Genomic DNA, 15,309 nt, shown 5'->3' with positions numbered 1-15,309 from the left:
CACCATTAGCAGGATTCTTTTTTGCGCTCCAAACGGAGATTCATGACCAGCGCGAAGGCGATGACTCCATATGCGGCGAAGCTTCGGAAATACTCGCCGAGAGCGGCGTTGTCAAATGTATTTCTTCCCGCAAGAGGGGAGAGTACAAACAGCGTGTGAAGCAAAATGACGCCGATAAAAGCGTTGCGAACATTGGCTTTACGGATGCTGGCGCCCCCTGCAAGGAGTGCGGCGCAGGCGAATTTTTCTGTATCCAGATGCTCGGTATACACATTGAGAGAGCCGATGTTCTGAAGGTAAACAAACTGCCCCAAGGCGGCGATGACAGTAGAGAGGACGATAACGATGATCCGGATTCTATTTACATGGATGCCGGAATTTTCCGCCCGTTCTTCGCTCATGCCCACAGCCTTGATTTTCTGTCCGAGAGGAGTACGCATGAGATAAAAGACGAAGGCTCCGGTCAGCGCGATGATGAGGAGAAGGATGACAGAGATCTTTGCCTCCCCGATCTTTATGACTCCCACGTGATCGAACACTTCTTTGAACGTCTTCAGATCCACCATGTTTTTAACACCGATACCGGTAGAAAGTACAAGTTTTTCGTTGTTTACTTTGATGAGGGTGCCGAATCCTGCCACAAAAATCAACTGATAGATATAGTTTGCCAAAAGCCCAACGACGATGGAAGTTACCATCTCTCTTCCTTTGACCATGTTGAGAAGTTTCCCGATCAGAAGTCCGAACAAAGCTGCAAATGCAAGAGATAAAAGGAGAACAAGTACCGCGCCCAATCCTCCCATGACCTGGAAATTCAGTACGAAGATAAAGGAAGCCTGTGTGATCATCGTACCGATGACAACTGCAAAATTCAGCCCCATCCCTGCCATGATAGGAAGGATCAAGGCGAGGACAAGGATGATATTCCGTATAAACCGAAGTGATACCTGTTCCGCGAGAAACGGAAAGCTGATCCCGGACAGAAAAAAGCAGATCACGCTGAATAGTATAAAGGCAGCCGGGACGAGAAAGTCTTCTTTTCTTATTCTGTTTCTGTTTTTCATGACCGTTTCCTCCTTTCCTGTTTCAGGAATGCATATAAGATAATTCCGTTCGTGATGATCATCCGGACGATCTCAGACATCTGAGGGATGAGGATCGCGTTTGCGATCGGCGCGGACAGAAGATAGATCGTCTGATACAGATACGTTCCGAGCACAGCGTGGAAAATGCCGGCTCGTCTGCCAATGCAGCCTCCGATGAGGATCGCTGACACTGCAGGGAAGCTGTGGGACAGGGGAGCGTTGTAAAGCTCCACGAAACCATAGCTCTGGGCGTATACACAGATTCCTACTGCCCCGATGACGGTGGAAAGGATGATGGCGGTCGTCCGCACACGGTTGATCTTAATGCCGGAAAGCTGACAAAAACGCTCATTTTCGCCCACCGCCAGCATGACAGTGCCGTATTTTGTCTTGAAGAATCCGTAGATCAAGAGGGCTATGAGCGCGTAGAAACCGATCAGTCCAAGCGGGATAGAAATCCCTCCGATTTTGACTGTGCACAGTTTATCCAGCACTTGTCCAAAGTAGTGCTCCAGGCTGATCTTTGGACGCAGTCCTTCCCCGCCGACCGGGTAGAGCATCTCACGGTTTGTGAACGGGATAACCGTCCATACAAAATTCATGATCGGGATGAAGGAATACCCGATAAAGATGGCTGCGATATCTTCCTTTCCTTTGACCATGTTTAGGATCTTGGCATAGAAAAATCCGAGAATGACCGCGGGAGGCACAGACAGGAGCACCGCTCCGAGGAAGCCGAAAATACCGGTCATACGGAACTGGATTGCCATACACATGCCCAAGAGTCCAGCTACGATGCCTACCGGCAGACCAAAATTCATGCCGGCGCCTGCGTTGATCATAGGGATCATGGCCAGGACAAGTACGCCGTTCATGACAAATTTTGTGAAGGAATCCCCGATCAGTTCCGGGATATCCATCTTCAGAAATCCTGCCATTACAAAAAGCAGGAGCATAAATGATGCAATGATAATCTGAGGCAGTTTTGATCTATTGGTCATAGCGCTCCTCCTCTCCTGTATATGCGTATGCAAATTCTTCCTCCGAGGCATCCGGCGGAAGAATCCGGGACACTTTTCCTTCGCACAGGACGGCGATCCGGTCGCTGATCCTTTTGAGTTCTTCGAGTTCGCTGGAAGCGACGATGATGGTAGTCCCCTGTTCCCGGCTCATCCGGATCAGTGCATCCAGTATTTTCTCTTTGGCTCCGATATCCACGCCTCTTGTAGGTTCTGAAATAAAGAGTACTTTTGGCCGGACGGCTGCGGCTCTTGCAATGCAGACCTTCTGCTGATTACCTCCGCTCAATTCCCTTGTCTTCTGATTCATATTTTCACATTTGATGCCAAGTTCTCGGATCTGTTCTTCGACATAGCGGGACATGGATTTTTTATCCCTTACAGAAAACGGGCCGAACAGTTTTTTCGAAAAGCGGTGTTTCCCGTAAAAACCGGAAAATACGATGTTTTCCCGGATGGAATGATCCAGGAGAAGGCCCATATTTTTTCGGTCATCCGGCAGAAGAAAAATTCCTTTTTCTATGGTCTTTCCTGTGTCGGAAAGATCCAGATTTTCTCCTTCAAACAAGATACTGCCGGATGACGGATAAATACCAAGGACGCCGTATCCAGGGGCCAGCTTTCCGTGACCGGACAGGCTTGTAAGGCCAAGTATTTCTCCTTTTTTTACGTCCAGATGGATGCCGTGCAGCTGCTCTCCGGGCATTTGAACGGAAAAATCGCGGAACGAAAGAATGGATTCCTCTTTTATCATGCGCGGTTTTTGGACAGCTTCATGAATGTCGTAACCGATCATGTCTGTGGCCAGCGCCGGGATAGACATGTTTTCTTTTTGATATTCCGAGATGATATTGCCGTCACGGATCACAGTGACAGTATCACAGAGCTCACATATCTCATGGAGTCTGTGAGAACAGAAAAGGATGGATGTACCCTTTGAGGCAAGTTTTTTCAGGACATCCATGAGGCGGCGGGAATCCTCATCATTCAGCACGGCGGTGGGCTCGTCCAGGAGGAGGAACTTCAGATTTTTTTTGTCCAGCTCCCTGGCGATCTCCACAAACTGCTTTGCGTTTGTGGAGAGATTTTTCACAAGATAGGAACAGTCGATGGAAAAGCCGAGTTCATTTAGAACAGATGAAGCGTCTTCCTGATCCTGTGCTTTGTCGATGTAGGAAAGTTCGTGTCCCAGGATCCGGCTGGCTCCTTTCTTTGTATTTTCTCTTGTAAGTTTGATATTTTCGGCCACTGTCATGTCGGGAATCAGGATAAACTCCTGATGGATCATACCGAATCCGTATTTCATAGCATCCCGTGTCGAACGGATACGGATCGGTTCCCCATCCAGAAGGATTTCGCCTTCGTATCCACCAGTCTCCGAGATGACGCTGTTACCGAAGAGAATGTTCATGATAGTGCTTTTCCCAGATCCGTTTGCACCTACAAGTCCATGGATCTTTCCTCTTTCGATAGACAGATTGACTTCGTGGAGTACCTTGTTCTGGCCGAAATATTTTGTCAGATTTTTTATCTCCAGTATATTTTTTTTCATTTTTTCCTCTCTTTTCGGAAATGGTTTTTCATATGGCATATCCATTATACCATATGCAGGAAAAAATATCCCTGTTGGAAAATCGAGATGGTAGAAGCGTTGATTCCAACAGGGATATTATTATGTGAGGTTTAGTAATAAATGTCTTCCATGATAAACATGTAATAGTTTTCGTAGTCTTCGTACTGCTGGAAATCTACCTCCAGATCGAATTTCTCCTTGGCAAGCTTGCCGAGATTTTCAGCACTGTTCGGATCAAAATCCGGATTTGTGATCATTTCCATTGCAACTTCCACACCAAATTTTGGAAGGAAGATAGTGGATGGAATCGGCCAGCCGGAAAGGCGTCCCTTCATACCTGCAGCGTCTACCTTTTCAGCGATCATCTCGTTGATCTTGTCGAAGTTTGTCGCATCTTCTTCAGAGATCTCAAGTCCGAGAACTGTCGGGAATGCCTGTGTAGGTGTCGGGCAGCACTGTTCTGCGACTGTAAATTTCAGCTTCAGAGCTTCGTCGATGATGACATCGTACATCGGGCAGTTGGAGCCGAAAATATTTGTGTCTGTGCCGTATTTTTCAATCTGCCGCGGAATATCTTCACGGAGGAACTGCTGCATAGCTTCCGGTCCGTTTCCGGTCTGCGGGTCTGGAGTGATCACTTCCACAAATTCCATGCCGAGTTTTTCACAAGTTTCTTTCATCTTGTCTTTTCTTGCAGTGATAAGTGGTTTTGCAAGATGTGTAGGGAAGGAATAGTGGATAAATGTTTTTGCTCCCATTTCATGTGCCTTTGTCGGGATTGTCTCTCCTCTTCTCAGGGCGTCCATGTCAAGATTCAGATCGATATACTCTGCCATCATATCCGGTTCGTCGTAAATCGGGGCAGAGATCGTGATGATATCCGGGTTCTTCTCTTTGATTTGCTGGAAAGCAGGAATCAGGCCTGACTGTCCGGAGATAACGACAACTGCTTTCATAAGCGGGTCATCGGCAGCGGATACGATCGTACTGATGCATCCTTCAATCTCTGTATCGAATTTTTCCGGGAGGACAAGATGCTGCACGATATCTGGATACTGCTCTTCCAGCTGCTGTCCTGCACGGAACTCATCTTCACTTACAGATAATGTAGGGGTAACGATAGCTACATGATACTCATCTTCAGAAGCAGTCTCTGTCTGCTTTTTCTCCTTTGTTTCTTCACTGCTGTTGCCGCATGCAGTTAAGAACATGGAAAATACCATGACGCATGCCAAAAGCACAGCTAATTTTTTCCTCATATGCACTCTCTCCTTTGTTATATGAATGTAGTAAGACTAAGTATATCGGCGGAAACACAAACTGTCAACAAACTGTGAACGTTCTGTTTATAGGTAATTGTTATAACGATTATATAGTTTTTCTATAAATAGGAAGCACACCGGATTTCCTGCTTTGACGGGTCATATAAAAACAGATTACACCGAGCATGGCCACAGAAGAAAATGGCGATACAAGCCCGTAATACAGAAGTGAGTGTACATTGTTATAGATCAGCATGGCCAGAAGAGGGACGCGGATCAGCAAAGCGCCGCAGCAACAGTTTGCCATCGTAAACAGTGTCTTTTCGCAGCCATTTAAATATCCGTTCAGGCAGAATAAAAAGGAAACGGCAAGGTAGTCCAAACTGCATGCCCGCAGAAACGGAATTCCGACAGAAATTACATTCGGATCGGATGAAAAGATGCTGATCATTGTCTGCGGGGAAATCTGTGCCCAGGCAAAGAAAGCCAGGGAACAGGCAAATGCTGTTGTCATGCCATAGTGAAGGAAGGTTCTGGCGCGTTCTGGTTTTCCGGCGCCCATATTTTGCGCAGTGAGGGCTGCAAGTGCGTTGGATATGGAAGTAGCCGGAAGCATGGCAAATACATCGTATTTGCTTGCCACGCCCACTGCAGATGCAGTGTAAATCCCGAAACTGTTTGTGATGGACGTCAAATATAAGAAAGAAAAGCGAACAATGCATTCCTGGAAAGAAACCGGGATTCCCACAAGGACCAGCTCTTTCAGAAGTGCTCTGTCTATCCTCAGCATTTTCCTTGAAAACCGACAGACGAAATTTTTTCGGTTTAGGTAAAAAATGGCAATGACCATGCTGATTCCTTGAGATGAAATGGAAGAATCCAGAGAACTGATGAAGATAATGCTCAAGCTTTTGTCCAGGACATGCAATCATCTTGTGGAGCAGCTCAGAAGAATCACATTGTATGACCGGTACCAGAAAATTGCGAGTTTTCTGCTTCACGAGACGTCGTACCCGGATCCGGACCGGGGAGTGACAAGGACAAGTATACCGTATACACAGGAAGAGCTGGGTATTTCCCTGGGACTGAACCGTGTAACGGCACAAGAGTATTGAATGAATGGAAAGAGCAAGGGATCGTATCTACTTCCTATAAGAAGATTCGGATTTTGAACCGGGATTATTTGATCAGTCTCATCCGCCCAGTACCTTACGAAACAAATCTGTGTGAAAAGATAAGATAAAAAGAGCTTGCGAAAACAGCGTGGGGTAATTATAATAAATAATGTTTTGACTTTAGCAAAGTGAAGCATTTCATAACGGAATAGAAAGGCAAAAGGAGAAATGAATATGCAGTATAAAGAAATCAACCCATCCCCACGTATGCTGATGACACCGGGCCCGGTGGAAGCTGATCCAAGAGTCCTTCGTGCCATGAGCGCACATATCCTGGGACAATTTGATCCGGAATTTACCGCTCTTATGAATGAGACGATGGAAATGGAACGTTATGTGTTCCAGACAAAGAACCGCCAGACTTATGTAGTGGATACTACGTCAAGAGGAGGTCTGGAAACCGTGCTGACCGGAGCGATCTGTCCGGGAGATAAGGTGCTCATCCCGGCATTTGGACGTTTCGGATACCTGCTCGCTGAGATCTTGGAGCGCTGTGGGGCAGATATTACCCTTCTGGAAAAAGAGTGGGGAACCGTATTCGATCCGCAGGAGATCGAAGATGCATTGAAGAAAGACAGCTACAAAGCAGTTGCCTGCATCCACGGTGAAACCTCTACTTCCATGATGCAGCCTTTGGAAGAGCTTGGAGAAATCTGTGAAAGATACGGAGCGCTTCTGATCGTTGACGCGGTAGCAACACTGGGAGGCGTGGATGTGAAAGTGGATGACTGGAAACTGTCCGCATGTATCTCCGGAACACAGAAATGTATTTCCGCTCCGTCAGGATCTGCCCTGATCACATACAATCAGCAGATCGAGGATATCGTAAAAGCCAGAAAACGTGTAGAAAAAGGAATCCGTACATCCGATGATGTGGACGGCGGCCTTGTGCGCATACCAAGCAACTATTTGGATCTGGGACAGCTTGAGGACTACTGGAGTCCGAGAAGACTCAACCACCATACAGAGGCTACGAGCATGCAGTATGCCGTGCACGAAGCACTCAGATGTATCGTAAATGAGACGCTTGAGGCAAGATTTGCAAGACACAGCCTCAACGACAGAGCGCTTGTAGCAGGGCTTCAGGCTATGGGACTTACGATCTTCGGGGATCTGAAGCACAAGATGCCGGTTGTCACAGCCATCAATATCCCGGACGGCGCCGATGGAAAGGCCATCCGCGGTATGATGCTGGATGAATTTGGAATCGAGATCGCCACTTCTTTTGGACCGCTGGATGGAAAAATCCTCCGTATCGGAAACATGGGATATTCCAGCCAGAAGAGAAATATTCTGATCCTTCTCGGAGCACTGGAAGCAGTCATGAGAAGAAATGGAGTCAAAGTCTCATCCGGAGAAGCTGTAGCCGCTGCTATGGACGTTTATCAAGAAGCAGAGAACAGATAAACAAGATTCCGCACAAGGTGTCCATCCCTGAGGAATGGCCTACTTCGCCAAAAGAGGTCTGAATCTCTTTCGGGGAGGAGGCGTATACAAGCTCTTTGACAGGACGGCTGAAGTGCCCTTCCAGAGCGCAGGACAGAAAAGAGCGGCTGATGTCGTTTGTATCTGTCAGATGCGAAGCGACCGCTTCTCTCAGACAAGAGGAAAATGGATGCTGTTCGTGTCCGGTAAGGATGAGACCGGCCAGTACGCCGCACAGAAAATCATCCCCGCTTGGGGTCAAGCCGATACCAAGACCGATGAGACCGCTTAATATAAAAGCGGAGGAAGGATAATCTTCTTTATAAAAATGATCCGAAGCTGCCATGAGTTTACTCATAGCAGCTTTATTTATAAGAAACTGATCTCCAGGCGCATCTTCTTTCGAATCTGTAAAGAGAAGACAAAAACCCGTAGATGTGGAGCCGGAAAGCGCTGGCCGCAGAAAACGGGTCCAGGAAAGATGACTGCACGGCAAAAGAAGAGAATCAAAAACAGAAGCGCCAGAACAATCAAAGCAAAAGACGTTGGTCCCTGTAAAAATGCAAATCTCTTCCGGCATCACTTCCACGCGCTGGCCAGGCAAAAAAGATAAGGATTCTATCTGATCCGAAGTCAGCTCCGTCATAAGACTCAGCGGAGACTGAGGGGACGGGGATGACTGCAAGGCCAGGAGGGAAGCGCCTATCTGTATATTTACAGTCTTACGGTATACGGAGTGTATAAAACCGTGTCCGCAAGAACAGAGTATCGAGAGGGCGTAAGTGGAAAAAGACGTAATTTTGATTTTCATAAGTTTTCCTTTCCGCGGAGGATCCGATAGTCACTCCGGTCTAACAATCTAAAAAAGATTGTAGCAAAAAGACGAGAAAAGGACAAATAAAATTCGGCAAATTATACACAATGGATAAAAAGAAGAGGATAATTTACTTGTTTTCTACATTGCTTTTCCTAATGTTATCCATTAGAATATGTAATAAGTAAAGTGACTGGCCGGTCCGACTTTATTGCGCCTGCGAGCGCGAACATCTATGGGTATAAGAAAGGAAGGAAAGCTTGATGGAAAAAAAGAAAAAATTTTCAATATCGCTTACGACGCAGATTCTTCTTGCGACTATAGGCGGTCTTGTTTTCGGTAGTATCGTAGGCCCGTGGGCATCGAATCTGAAATTTATCGGGGATATTTTCCTGCGCTTGATTCAGATGTCTGTCGTCATTCTTGTAATGTCCGCTGTGGCGGGGGCAGTAGGAAGCGGAGATGGACAGGATGTAGGAAAGATGGGATTCCATACATTTAAATGGATCATCGGGTTTACGGTATTTTCAGCAGCACTTGGAGTGGCACTCTCTCTGATCGTAAAACCGGGTTTGGGGATTGACCTTTCCAGCGCAGAGGAGATTGCAGAGACGACAGTGGCGTCCGCATCTCTCCAGGAGACACTTACCAACTTTGTCCCGACAAACGTGATCCAGGCGATGGCGGAAGGATCCATGGTTCCATGTATCGTATTCGCGCTGTTCTTCGGTGTTGCCATGGGACAGTATACAAAACATACAGGCAACCGGAATATCGCAGATTTCGTAGTGGGAATCAACAGTATCATCACAAATATCATCAAGATCGTCATGACAGTGGCTCCGATCGGTATCTTCTGCCTTCTGGCTAACGTGGCAGGTTCGACCGGATTTAAAGTTATCATTCCGATGCTCAAATTCCTCGGAGTGCTTCTCGTGGGGGATGCGATCCAGTTCCTTGTGTTCGGACCTCTTACAGCGACGCTCTGCAAGGTCAATCTGTTTAAGATGCCGAAGAAATTTGCCAAGATGTCCATCATGGCAGTGACGACTACATCCGGAGCAATCTGTCTTCCGACAAAGATGGAAGATGCAGTGGAGAAATTCGGTGTAAGCCGTAAAGTGGCGGACTTCACAGGACCGATCACGATGTCCATGAACAGCTGCGGTGCCGCACAGTGTTACGTGGTAGCGATCTTCTTTATGGCTCAGGCTACAGGTGTCGAGCTGAGCGTATACCAGATGGGAATGGCGATCCTTCTTTCCTGTCTCATGTGTATGGGAACGATCTCTGTTCCGGGCGGATCTGTGATCGTCTATACGTTCCTTGCTTCCTCCCTCGGCCTTTCAATGGACAGTATCGCCGTACTTATCGGTATCGACTGGTTTGCAGGAATGTTCCGAACATTGATGAATGTAGACGTAGACGTTATGGTAGGTATGCTTGTTGCCAATAAGATCGGCGAACTGGACCGTGATGTTTACAACGAAAAGAAAACTGTCAAATACGCAAAATAAAAGGCGGTTGACAAATATTTTATAAGCATTTATAATAATCGTACGTGAGCACTGGCGCTTGTCGCCAGTGCTTTTTGTTTGACCAAGGGAAATAAGGAAGAGCGCCCTTATTATGTTAAAAAAATATCAAAATTGTATCTTCAAATACAAAAAATGACACAAAGAGATTTGGGTTTTATACATGATAGATAAAAACAAAATATTTTTTTAGCTTTCGTGCCATTGCTTTTTTTTCTGTAATCTAATAAAGTTATTAGTATACATATAGATTGAAAAGGAATTTTGAAAAAATTCTTGTGCAGGAGGGGAAAAGATGTACGATTTGATCGTGAAAAATGGGAAACTGGTCACTCCGGACCGTATCTATGAAGCTGATATTGCAATAAAAAACGGGATTTACAGTGCGTTTTTGGAAAAAGGGACCGAGGCGGAGGCAAAAGAAGTCATAGATGCAAAGGGAAATTATGTTTTTCCAGGGATCATAGACTGCCATGCTCATTTGAACGAACCTGGATTTGAATACAGGGAAGATTTTGAGACAGGATCCAGAGCTGCAGCTGCGGCAGGATGCACTTGTCCCAACGGGGATCTTTTCCCGACGGTCAATATGGGAAATGTAAGGAAAGCGCTTGAGATTCTGAAACCATACGGTGCATTATGTGGATTTCACTGTGAAGAGTACGGACAGGTACTGGAAAGAGAAAGGGAAGCGAAGGGAAAAGAAGGGAGGACGAAAGAAGAAAAGATAAGAGACTTCCTGGATGCGCATGATGTGTGGACAGAGTATGTGGCGACCAAGAATGTGATCGATATGGCCAGAGCTACCGGCGGAAGGGTGCACATTTGCCATGTGAGCCATCCGATGGTGGCGCAGGCAGTAAAAGATGCGATCTATGAAGGGCTTCCAGTCACAGCAGAGACTTGCCCGCATTACCTTGGATTTACAGAAGACTTTGTTTTTGAGAAGGGAGCGCCGGCCAAATGCACGCCTCCTATGCGAAAAAGAGAGGACATGGAAAAGCTTTGGGATTATGTTCTGGACGGAACGCTTTCCTGCGTAGGAAGCGACCATTCTCCGGCTGCTGATGAAGAAAAAGACAACGAGACAAAGGACATCTGGCATGCCTGGGGAGGCCTCAATTCGATCCAGTTCTTCCTGCCAATGATGTTTGATATGGTAGTACATAAGAAAGGGCTCAGTCCAAGCCTGATCGCAAAAGTCATGGACTACAATCCTGCTAAAGTATTTGGACTGTACGGGAAGAAGGGCGCGTTTGAACTTGGATTTGACGGAGATATCGTCATTGTTGATCCGGATAAAGCATGGACATGCAGGCAGGAAGAACTGCTTACAAAAGGACACGTGACATGCTTCGATGGGCTGGAAGGAAAAGGTGCGCCAGTTTACACCATTATACGCGGAAAAGTAGTCGCAAAAGACGGTATGTACGAACAAGATGCCATCGGGTATGGGAAATATGTGAAGCCGGTAAAAAAATAGAAGGAGAAGCGCCGATAAACAGATATCAGATTTAGGAAAGGATTTGAGAATATGTATGATTTGTTGGTAAAAAACGGAAAAATCGTGACAGCAGAAAGAGTATACGAGGGTACAGTGGCAGTAAAAGATGGACGAATCGCAGCCATTCTGGCTCCGGGAGTGGATGCACAGGCCCAAAAGACGGTGGATGCGGACGGGAAATATGTATTTCCGGGTGCCATTGATACACACGCACACTTAAATGATCCGGGATATGAATGGCGGGAAGACTACGCGCATGGTACAGCTGCAGCGGCTGTCGGGGGATATACGACCATCATCGACATGCCGCTCCAGAATGAACCTGCCATGACAAACGCAGAGCTTTTTGATCGCAAACATGAGATCGTCGGGCCGAACGCCTATGTTGACTACTGTTTCTGGGGAGGTCTGATACCGGACAATCTGGGAGACCTTAAAGGACTTCATGATAAAGGCTGTGTGGCTTTTAAATCCTTCATAGGACCGGTGTCCCCGGACTATAGTTCTTTAAATTATGGACAGGCGTATGAGGCTATGCAGATCATCAAAGAGTTTGGAGGACGTGCAGGATTCCACTGTGAAGATTTTTCCACTATCAAATGGCAGGAACAGCGGATGATGAGAGAAGGACGTCTGGATTGGCAGGGATTTTTGGATTCCAGACCGGTCATCGCTGAGATGCTGGCCACTGTTGATATCATCGAGATCGCAAAAGCGACAGGGTGCAAAGCCCATATCTGCCATGTCAGCAGTCCGGATGTGGCGCAGAAGATCAAGGAGGCACAGCAGGAGGGTTACGATATCACGGCGGAGACATGCGCCCATTATTTAAGCCTGACGGATCAGGATGTGATAAAGAACGGACCGCTCTTTAAGTGTGCGCCGCCTCTTCGGAGTCAGGAAGAAGTAGATCGGCTCTGGTCTTATGTGGAAGACGGTACATTCAGCGGCATCGCCAGCGACCACTCTCCATGTTCCTACGATGAAAAATACAACGAGATCCTTGGCAAAAAGATTACGAATGTATTTGAAGTGTGGGGAGGCATAAGCGGCATCCAGAATTCTTTCCAGATCGCTTTCTACGAAGGCTGCGTAAAACGAAATGTATGTCCGACGGCGATTGCCAGGGCGACAGCCAAAAATCCGGCCAAGGCGTTTGGCATCTACGGCAAAAAAGGAGATATCCAGCCAGGATTTGATGCGGATCTTTTGATCGTGGATCCGGAAAAAGAATGGGAGATCACAGAAGATTCCCTTCTTTATGTTAATAAAATCTCAGCATTTGTCGGAATGAAAGGAAAAGGTCTTCCGGTATGCACCATCATTCGGGGGCATATTGTGGCGGAAGATGGAAAGATCACAGCGGAAAAAGGGGTAGGAGAGCTTGTCAGAAGATTAGACTGATCTACTGGAAACATGGAAAGGAGAACATATGAGTAATTTAGTTGAGAATAAAAATCTGAATCCGGAACTTGCCAGGAATGTAGATCCGGATCTGCAGCCGACCAAAAAACGGATCATGGGGCCGGTGTCCTATGCGGCCAGCTTCATGGGAGGATGTGTATCTATCGGTACATTTTCCATGGGTGCAGGACTTATCGGAGTACTGACAGTATCACAGGCGATCCTGGCTATGATTATCGGCTGTCTGGTCATCGCGGTGGCTCTCGTTGTCATCGGAAACTGCGGACATAAATACGGGATTCCGTTTACCGTACAGCTCAGAAGCAGCTTTGGAACAGCGGGAATCAAAGTTCCGGGGCTTTTAAGAGGGGTACCGGCTATCATCTGGTTCGGCTTCCAGAGCTGGGTAGGTGCAGGGGCTATCAACAGCTGTTTTAAAATCCTGTTTGGGTTTGACAATCTGCCGGTTGTCTACATCCTGTTTACTGCCCTTCAGGTGGCGCTTGCTATCAATGGATTTGAGGGGATCAAATGGATGGAAAACATCTCCTGTATTTTCATCATCGCCATCCTTATATATATGCTGTATGTAGTAAGAACACAGTTCTCCACGGAGATCGACGACGTATTTTCGGGAATCAAGGGGACATGGGGAATGCCGTTCTGGGCAGCAACCACGTCGTTCCTTGGCATTTACTCAACCATGATCATTAATGCATCTGACTATTCACGAAATGTGAAAGAGAATGTCGGACCGGTGTTTACCGGAAGTATTTACACGATCGCCATTCTTCCTGTCACACTGTTCATGGGGCTGATTGGTCTTCTCGTGACAGCAGCTACAGGAAACAGTGATCCAGTCGTTGTATTCTCCACGACGATGGGAAGCAAATTCCTGACAGTCGTGACGCTTTTGTTTATCGCATTTGCTCAGGTTACGACCAACGTACTGAACAATATCGTGCCGCCGGCTTATGTGCTGATGGAAGCGTTCCATGTGAAATGGAAACTGTCTACGGTCATCGTAGGTGTTCTGTCCATCTGTTGTATGCCTTGGAAGCTTGTCACAGACGAATCCGCAGCAGGACTGAATCTTTTCACACAGTTTTATTCGGCATTCCTTGGACCGATCTTCGCAGTCATGGCAGTGGATTACTACATTCTCCGGAAGAAAAAGCTGGACGTCAACCGTCTGTATGATAAGAGCGGCGTGTTCAAAGGGGTTAACTGGGCGGCAGTTATTGCCATCATATTTGGCTCCATATGCTCCCTCATCCAGGTGCAGCTGTCCTGGTATATCAGTCTGATCCCGTCAGGCGTGGCTTACTACCTGCTGATGAAATATATGAAGAGTTCCAAAGCATTCCGCACCGGAACGATTTTCGAGGAACGGGACGCAAAATAAATATTGTAAAAAAACAGAGCCGGCAGTGTTTTACTGCAGGCTCTGTTCCATAAAGGATATAGTTGATTCCAGAAGTTTTCGGGCAGCCGGATCCGATTCATCCCGATCGAAATCATGGAGAGAACGGGAGACGACGAAACGTTGTGCACGGTATTTCCTGCAAAGTTCCAGGAATTCGGCATAAGGGACATCGGTGTCGCCCGTACTGTGTGCGCAGAAGAGCGGGCACGGAAGGCGGTCGCAGGTGCGCAGAGAGTAGTCGAGATAGAATGTTTTGTCACGGCCTTCGTAGATCAGTGACTTCCACTGTCCGGATTGCCTTGCGTATACGTAGAGACTATAGCGGGTATTCAGATCCCCCTCTGTGATGATCTCGTCTTTTATGGCATCCAGGCAGGAAGAAGGAACTTCCGGTAGAGTACAGTAATAAGGACTCGGCGTGCAGAACCAGTCGTCACAGAGGAACCCATATCCGTAAAAGGAAAGAATGCCTTTCGGAGGAGTAGGAAAAGCGTTTTTTGCTGCGGCCAGAAGACACAGATAAGCCCCGGCGGAACGGCCCCAGAGAAAATATGGGAGTGGCTTCCGATAGTAGAGAGACGGCTGTTCTGTGTAATGCCGGATGGAGGCTTCTACATCAGCGACAATGGTCTCCAGCTTGGCTGCCGGAGCCAGCGGATAATCGTAGGACACGATAAGGTAACCGGCAGATGTCAGCAGCTCGAGATGGAGCGAAGGGAGATCTTTTTTTGTACCGTATAAAAGCCCTCCTCCGTGGAAATACAAAAGACAGGCCTTTGGCGGAATATCTGGATTTTCATAAATAACTGCTTTTTTTGGAAAAGCAGATGTATCAAGATGAATTTCTCTTTCTGTAAACATGAGGTTCTCCTTTGTCTGCAAATTGCGGCAAAAAGCCGTAAGTACATTATAACATAAAATACAATTGTTAAAATATTGACAAAAGTGAAAAAGTGGATAAAAAAACAGAGAGTTTTTATCTGATATTACGATTGCATCATCGGACAATTCCTGCAATAATGATATTATAAAAACAACTGACGGAAAACCGTTTGGTAAATAAGGTAAAATGAAAGCGAGGATTTGA

The 15,309-nt window shown here is 46.8% G+C and carries 13 protein-coding genes; 6 read left to right on the top strand and 7 right to left on the bottom strand.

Annotation, left to right across the window (positions count from 1 at the left end):
- Positions 1–5 precede the first annotated feature (5 nt).
- From FLB61_RS11430 to FLB61_RS11410, 5 genes are all read right to left on the bottom strand, one after another.
- Positions 6–1,064 (bottom strand): ABC transporter permease subunit, encoded by a 1,059-nt coding sequence (locus tag FLB61_RS11430; protein ID WP_087202741.1) that lies wholly within the window; start codon positions 1,062–1,064, stop codon positions 6–8.
- Positions 1,061–2,086 carry an ABC transporter permease subunit gene (locus FLB61_RS11425; RefSeq protein WP_087202740.1) on the bottom strand — a complete coding sequence of 342 codons (1,026 nt, stop codon included), beginning with the start codon at positions 2,084–2,086 and terminating at the stop codon, positions 1,061–1,063. Before FLB61_RS11425 ends, FLB61_RS11430 begins: the two co-directional genes overlap by 4 nt.
- Positions 2,076–3,656 carry a sugar ABC transporter ATP-binding protein gene (locus tag FLB61_RS11420; protein WP_221920231.1) on the bottom strand — a complete coding sequence of 527 codons (1,581 nt, stop codon included), beginning with the start codon at positions 3,654–3,656 and terminating at the stop codon, positions 2,076–2,078. The genes FLB61_RS11425 and FLB61_RS11420 overlap by 11 nt, the downstream gene beginning before the upstream one ends.
- A gap of 131 nt (positions 3,657–3,787) precedes the next feature.
- Complete coding sequence (locus FLB61_RS11415; protein WP_087202739.1) at positions 3,788–4,936, bottom strand: DUF3798 domain-containing protein; 1,149 nt, start codon at positions 4,934–4,936, stop codon at positions 3,788–3,790.
- Between the two features lie 109 nt (positions 4,937–5,045).
- Positions 5,046–5,729 carry an MATE family efflux transporter gene (locus FLB61_RS11410; protein ID WP_330625606.1) on the bottom strand — a complete coding sequence of 228 codons (684 nt, stop codon included), beginning with the start codon at positions 5,727–5,729 and terminating at the stop codon, positions 5,046–5,048.
- A 79-nt stretch (positions 5,730–5,808) separates the two neighbouring features.
- Between FLB61_RS11410 and FLB61_RS11405 the strand changes: the two genes are divergently transcribed.
- Both FLB61_RS11405 and FLB61_RS11400 read left to right on the top strand, forming a co-directional pair.
- A complete protein-coding gene (locus FLB61_RS11405; protein WP_221920228.1) occupies positions 5,809–6,054 on the top strand; it encodes a cyclic nucleotide-binding domain-containing protein in 246 nt (81 codons plus the stop codon).
- Between the two features lie 234 nt (positions 6,055–6,288).
- Positions 6,289–7,521 carry a pyridoxal-phosphate-dependent aminotransferase family protein gene (locus FLB61_RS11400; protein ID WP_087202736.1) on the top strand — a complete coding sequence of 411 codons (1,233 nt, stop codon included), beginning with the start codon at positions 6,289–6,291 and terminating at the stop codon, positions 7,519–7,521.
- On the opposite strand, the gene FLB61_RS11395 is transcribed toward FLB61_RS11400, so the two are convergent.
- Positions 7,487–8,350 (bottom strand): oxamate carbamoyltransferase subunit AllH family protein, encoded by an 864-nt coding sequence (locus FLB61_RS11395; RefSeq protein WP_087211467.1) that lies wholly within the window; start codon positions 8,348–8,350, stop codon positions 7,487–7,489. The two genes, FLB61_RS11400 and FLB61_RS11395, sit on opposite strands and share 35 nt — an antisense overlap.
- A gap of 266 nt (positions 8,351–8,616) precedes the next feature.
- Here FLB61_RS11395 and FLB61_RS11390 point away from each other — a divergent pair, with 266 nt between their 5' ends.
- From FLB61_RS11390 to FLB61_RS11375, 4 genes are all read left to right on the top strand, one after another.
- A complete protein-coding gene (locus FLB61_RS11390) occupies positions 8,617–9,870 on the top strand; it encodes a dicarboxylate/amino acid:cation symporter (RefSeq protein WP_221920227.1) in 1,254 nt (417 codons plus the stop codon).
- 313 nt (positions 9,871–10,183) lie between these two features.
- On the top strand, positions 10,184–11,371 hold the full coding sequence (locus FLB61_RS11385; protein WP_087211470.1) for a dihydroorotase: 1,188 nt from the start codon (positions 10,184–10,186) through the stop codon (positions 11,369–11,371).
- A gap of 51 nt (positions 11,372–11,422) precedes the next feature.
- The gene (allB, locus tag FLB61_RS11380; protein WP_087202728.1) at positions 11,423–12,796 is read left to right on the top strand and encodes an allantoinase AllB; all 1,374 of its coding nucleotides are present in this window, start codon (positions 11,423–11,425) and stop codon (positions 12,794–12,796) included.
- A gap of 28 nt (positions 12,797–12,824) precedes the next feature.
- Positions 12,825–14,201, top strand: a complete 1,377-nt coding sequence (locus FLB61_RS11375) for an NCS1 family transporter (protein ID WP_087202726.1) — start codon at positions 12,825–12,827, stop codon at positions 14,199–14,201.
- A 30-nt stretch (positions 14,202–14,231) separates the two neighbouring features.
- On the opposite strand, the gene FLB61_RS11370 is transcribed toward FLB61_RS11375, so the two are convergent.
- On the bottom strand, positions 14,232–15,083 hold the full coding sequence (locus FLB61_RS11370; protein WP_221920226.1) for an alpha/beta hydrolase: 852 nt from the start codon (positions 15,081–15,083) through the stop codon (positions 14,232–14,234).
- Positions 15,084–15,309: the final 226 nt, after the last annotated feature.

The organism is Sellimonas caecigallum (genome assembly GCF_019754295.1).
GTDB lineage: Bacteria > Bacillota > Clostridia > Lachnospirales > Lachnospiraceae > Sellimonas > Sellimonas caecigallum.
This window is presented reverse-complemented; position numbering and strand designations above follow the sequence as displayed.

Coding starts and splice junctions, on each gene's coding strand:
- FLB61_RS11430 (WP_087202741.1), bottom strand. CDS start 1,064: ATGAAAAACAGAAACAGAATAAGAAAAGAAGACTTTCTCGTCCCGGCT.
- FLB61_RS11425 (WP_087202740.1), bottom strand. CDS start 2,086: ATGACCAATAGATCAAAACTGCCTCAGATTATCATTGCATCATTTATG.
- FLB61_RS11420 (WP_221920231.1), bottom strand. CDS start 3,656: ATGAAAAAAAATATACTGGAGATAAAAAATCTGACAAAATATTTCGGC.
- FLB61_RS11415 (WP_087202739.1), bottom strand. CDS start 4,936: ATGAGGAAAAAATTAGCTGTGCTTTTGGCATGCGTCATGGTATTTTCC.
- FLB61_RS11410 (WP_330625606.1), bottom strand. CDS start 5,729: ATGCTGAGGATAGACAGAGCACTTCTGAAAGAGCTGGTCCTTGTGGGA.
- FLB61_RS11405 (WP_221920228.1), top strand. CDS start 5,809: ATGGAAGAATCCAGAGAACTGATGAAGATAATGCTCAAGCTTTTGTCC.
- FLB61_RS11400 (WP_087202736.1), top strand. CDS start 6,289: ATGCAGTATAAAGAAATCAACCCATCCCCACGTATGCTGATGACACCG.
- FLB61_RS11395 (WP_087211467.1), bottom strand. CDS start 8,350: ATGAAAATCAAAATTACGTCTTTTTCCACTTACGCCCTCTCGATACTC.
- FLB61_RS11390 (WP_221920227.1), top strand. CDS start 8,617: ATGGAAAAAAAGAAAAAATTTTCAATATCGCTTACGACGCAGATTCTT.
- FLB61_RS11385 (WP_087211470.1), top strand. CDS start 10,184: ATGTACGATTTGATCGTGAAAAATGGGAAACTGGTCACTCCGGACCGT.
- allB (WP_087202728.1), top strand. CDS start 11,423: ATGTATGATTTGTTGGTAAAAAACGGAAAAATCGTGACAGCAGAAAGA.
- FLB61_RS11375 (WP_087202726.1), top strand. CDS start 12,825: ATGAGTAATTTAGTTGAGAATAAAAATCTGAATCCGGAACTTGCCAGG.
- FLB61_RS11370 (WP_221920226.1), bottom strand. CDS start 15,083: ATGTTTACAGAAAGAGAAATTCATCTTGATACATCTGCTTTTCCAAAA.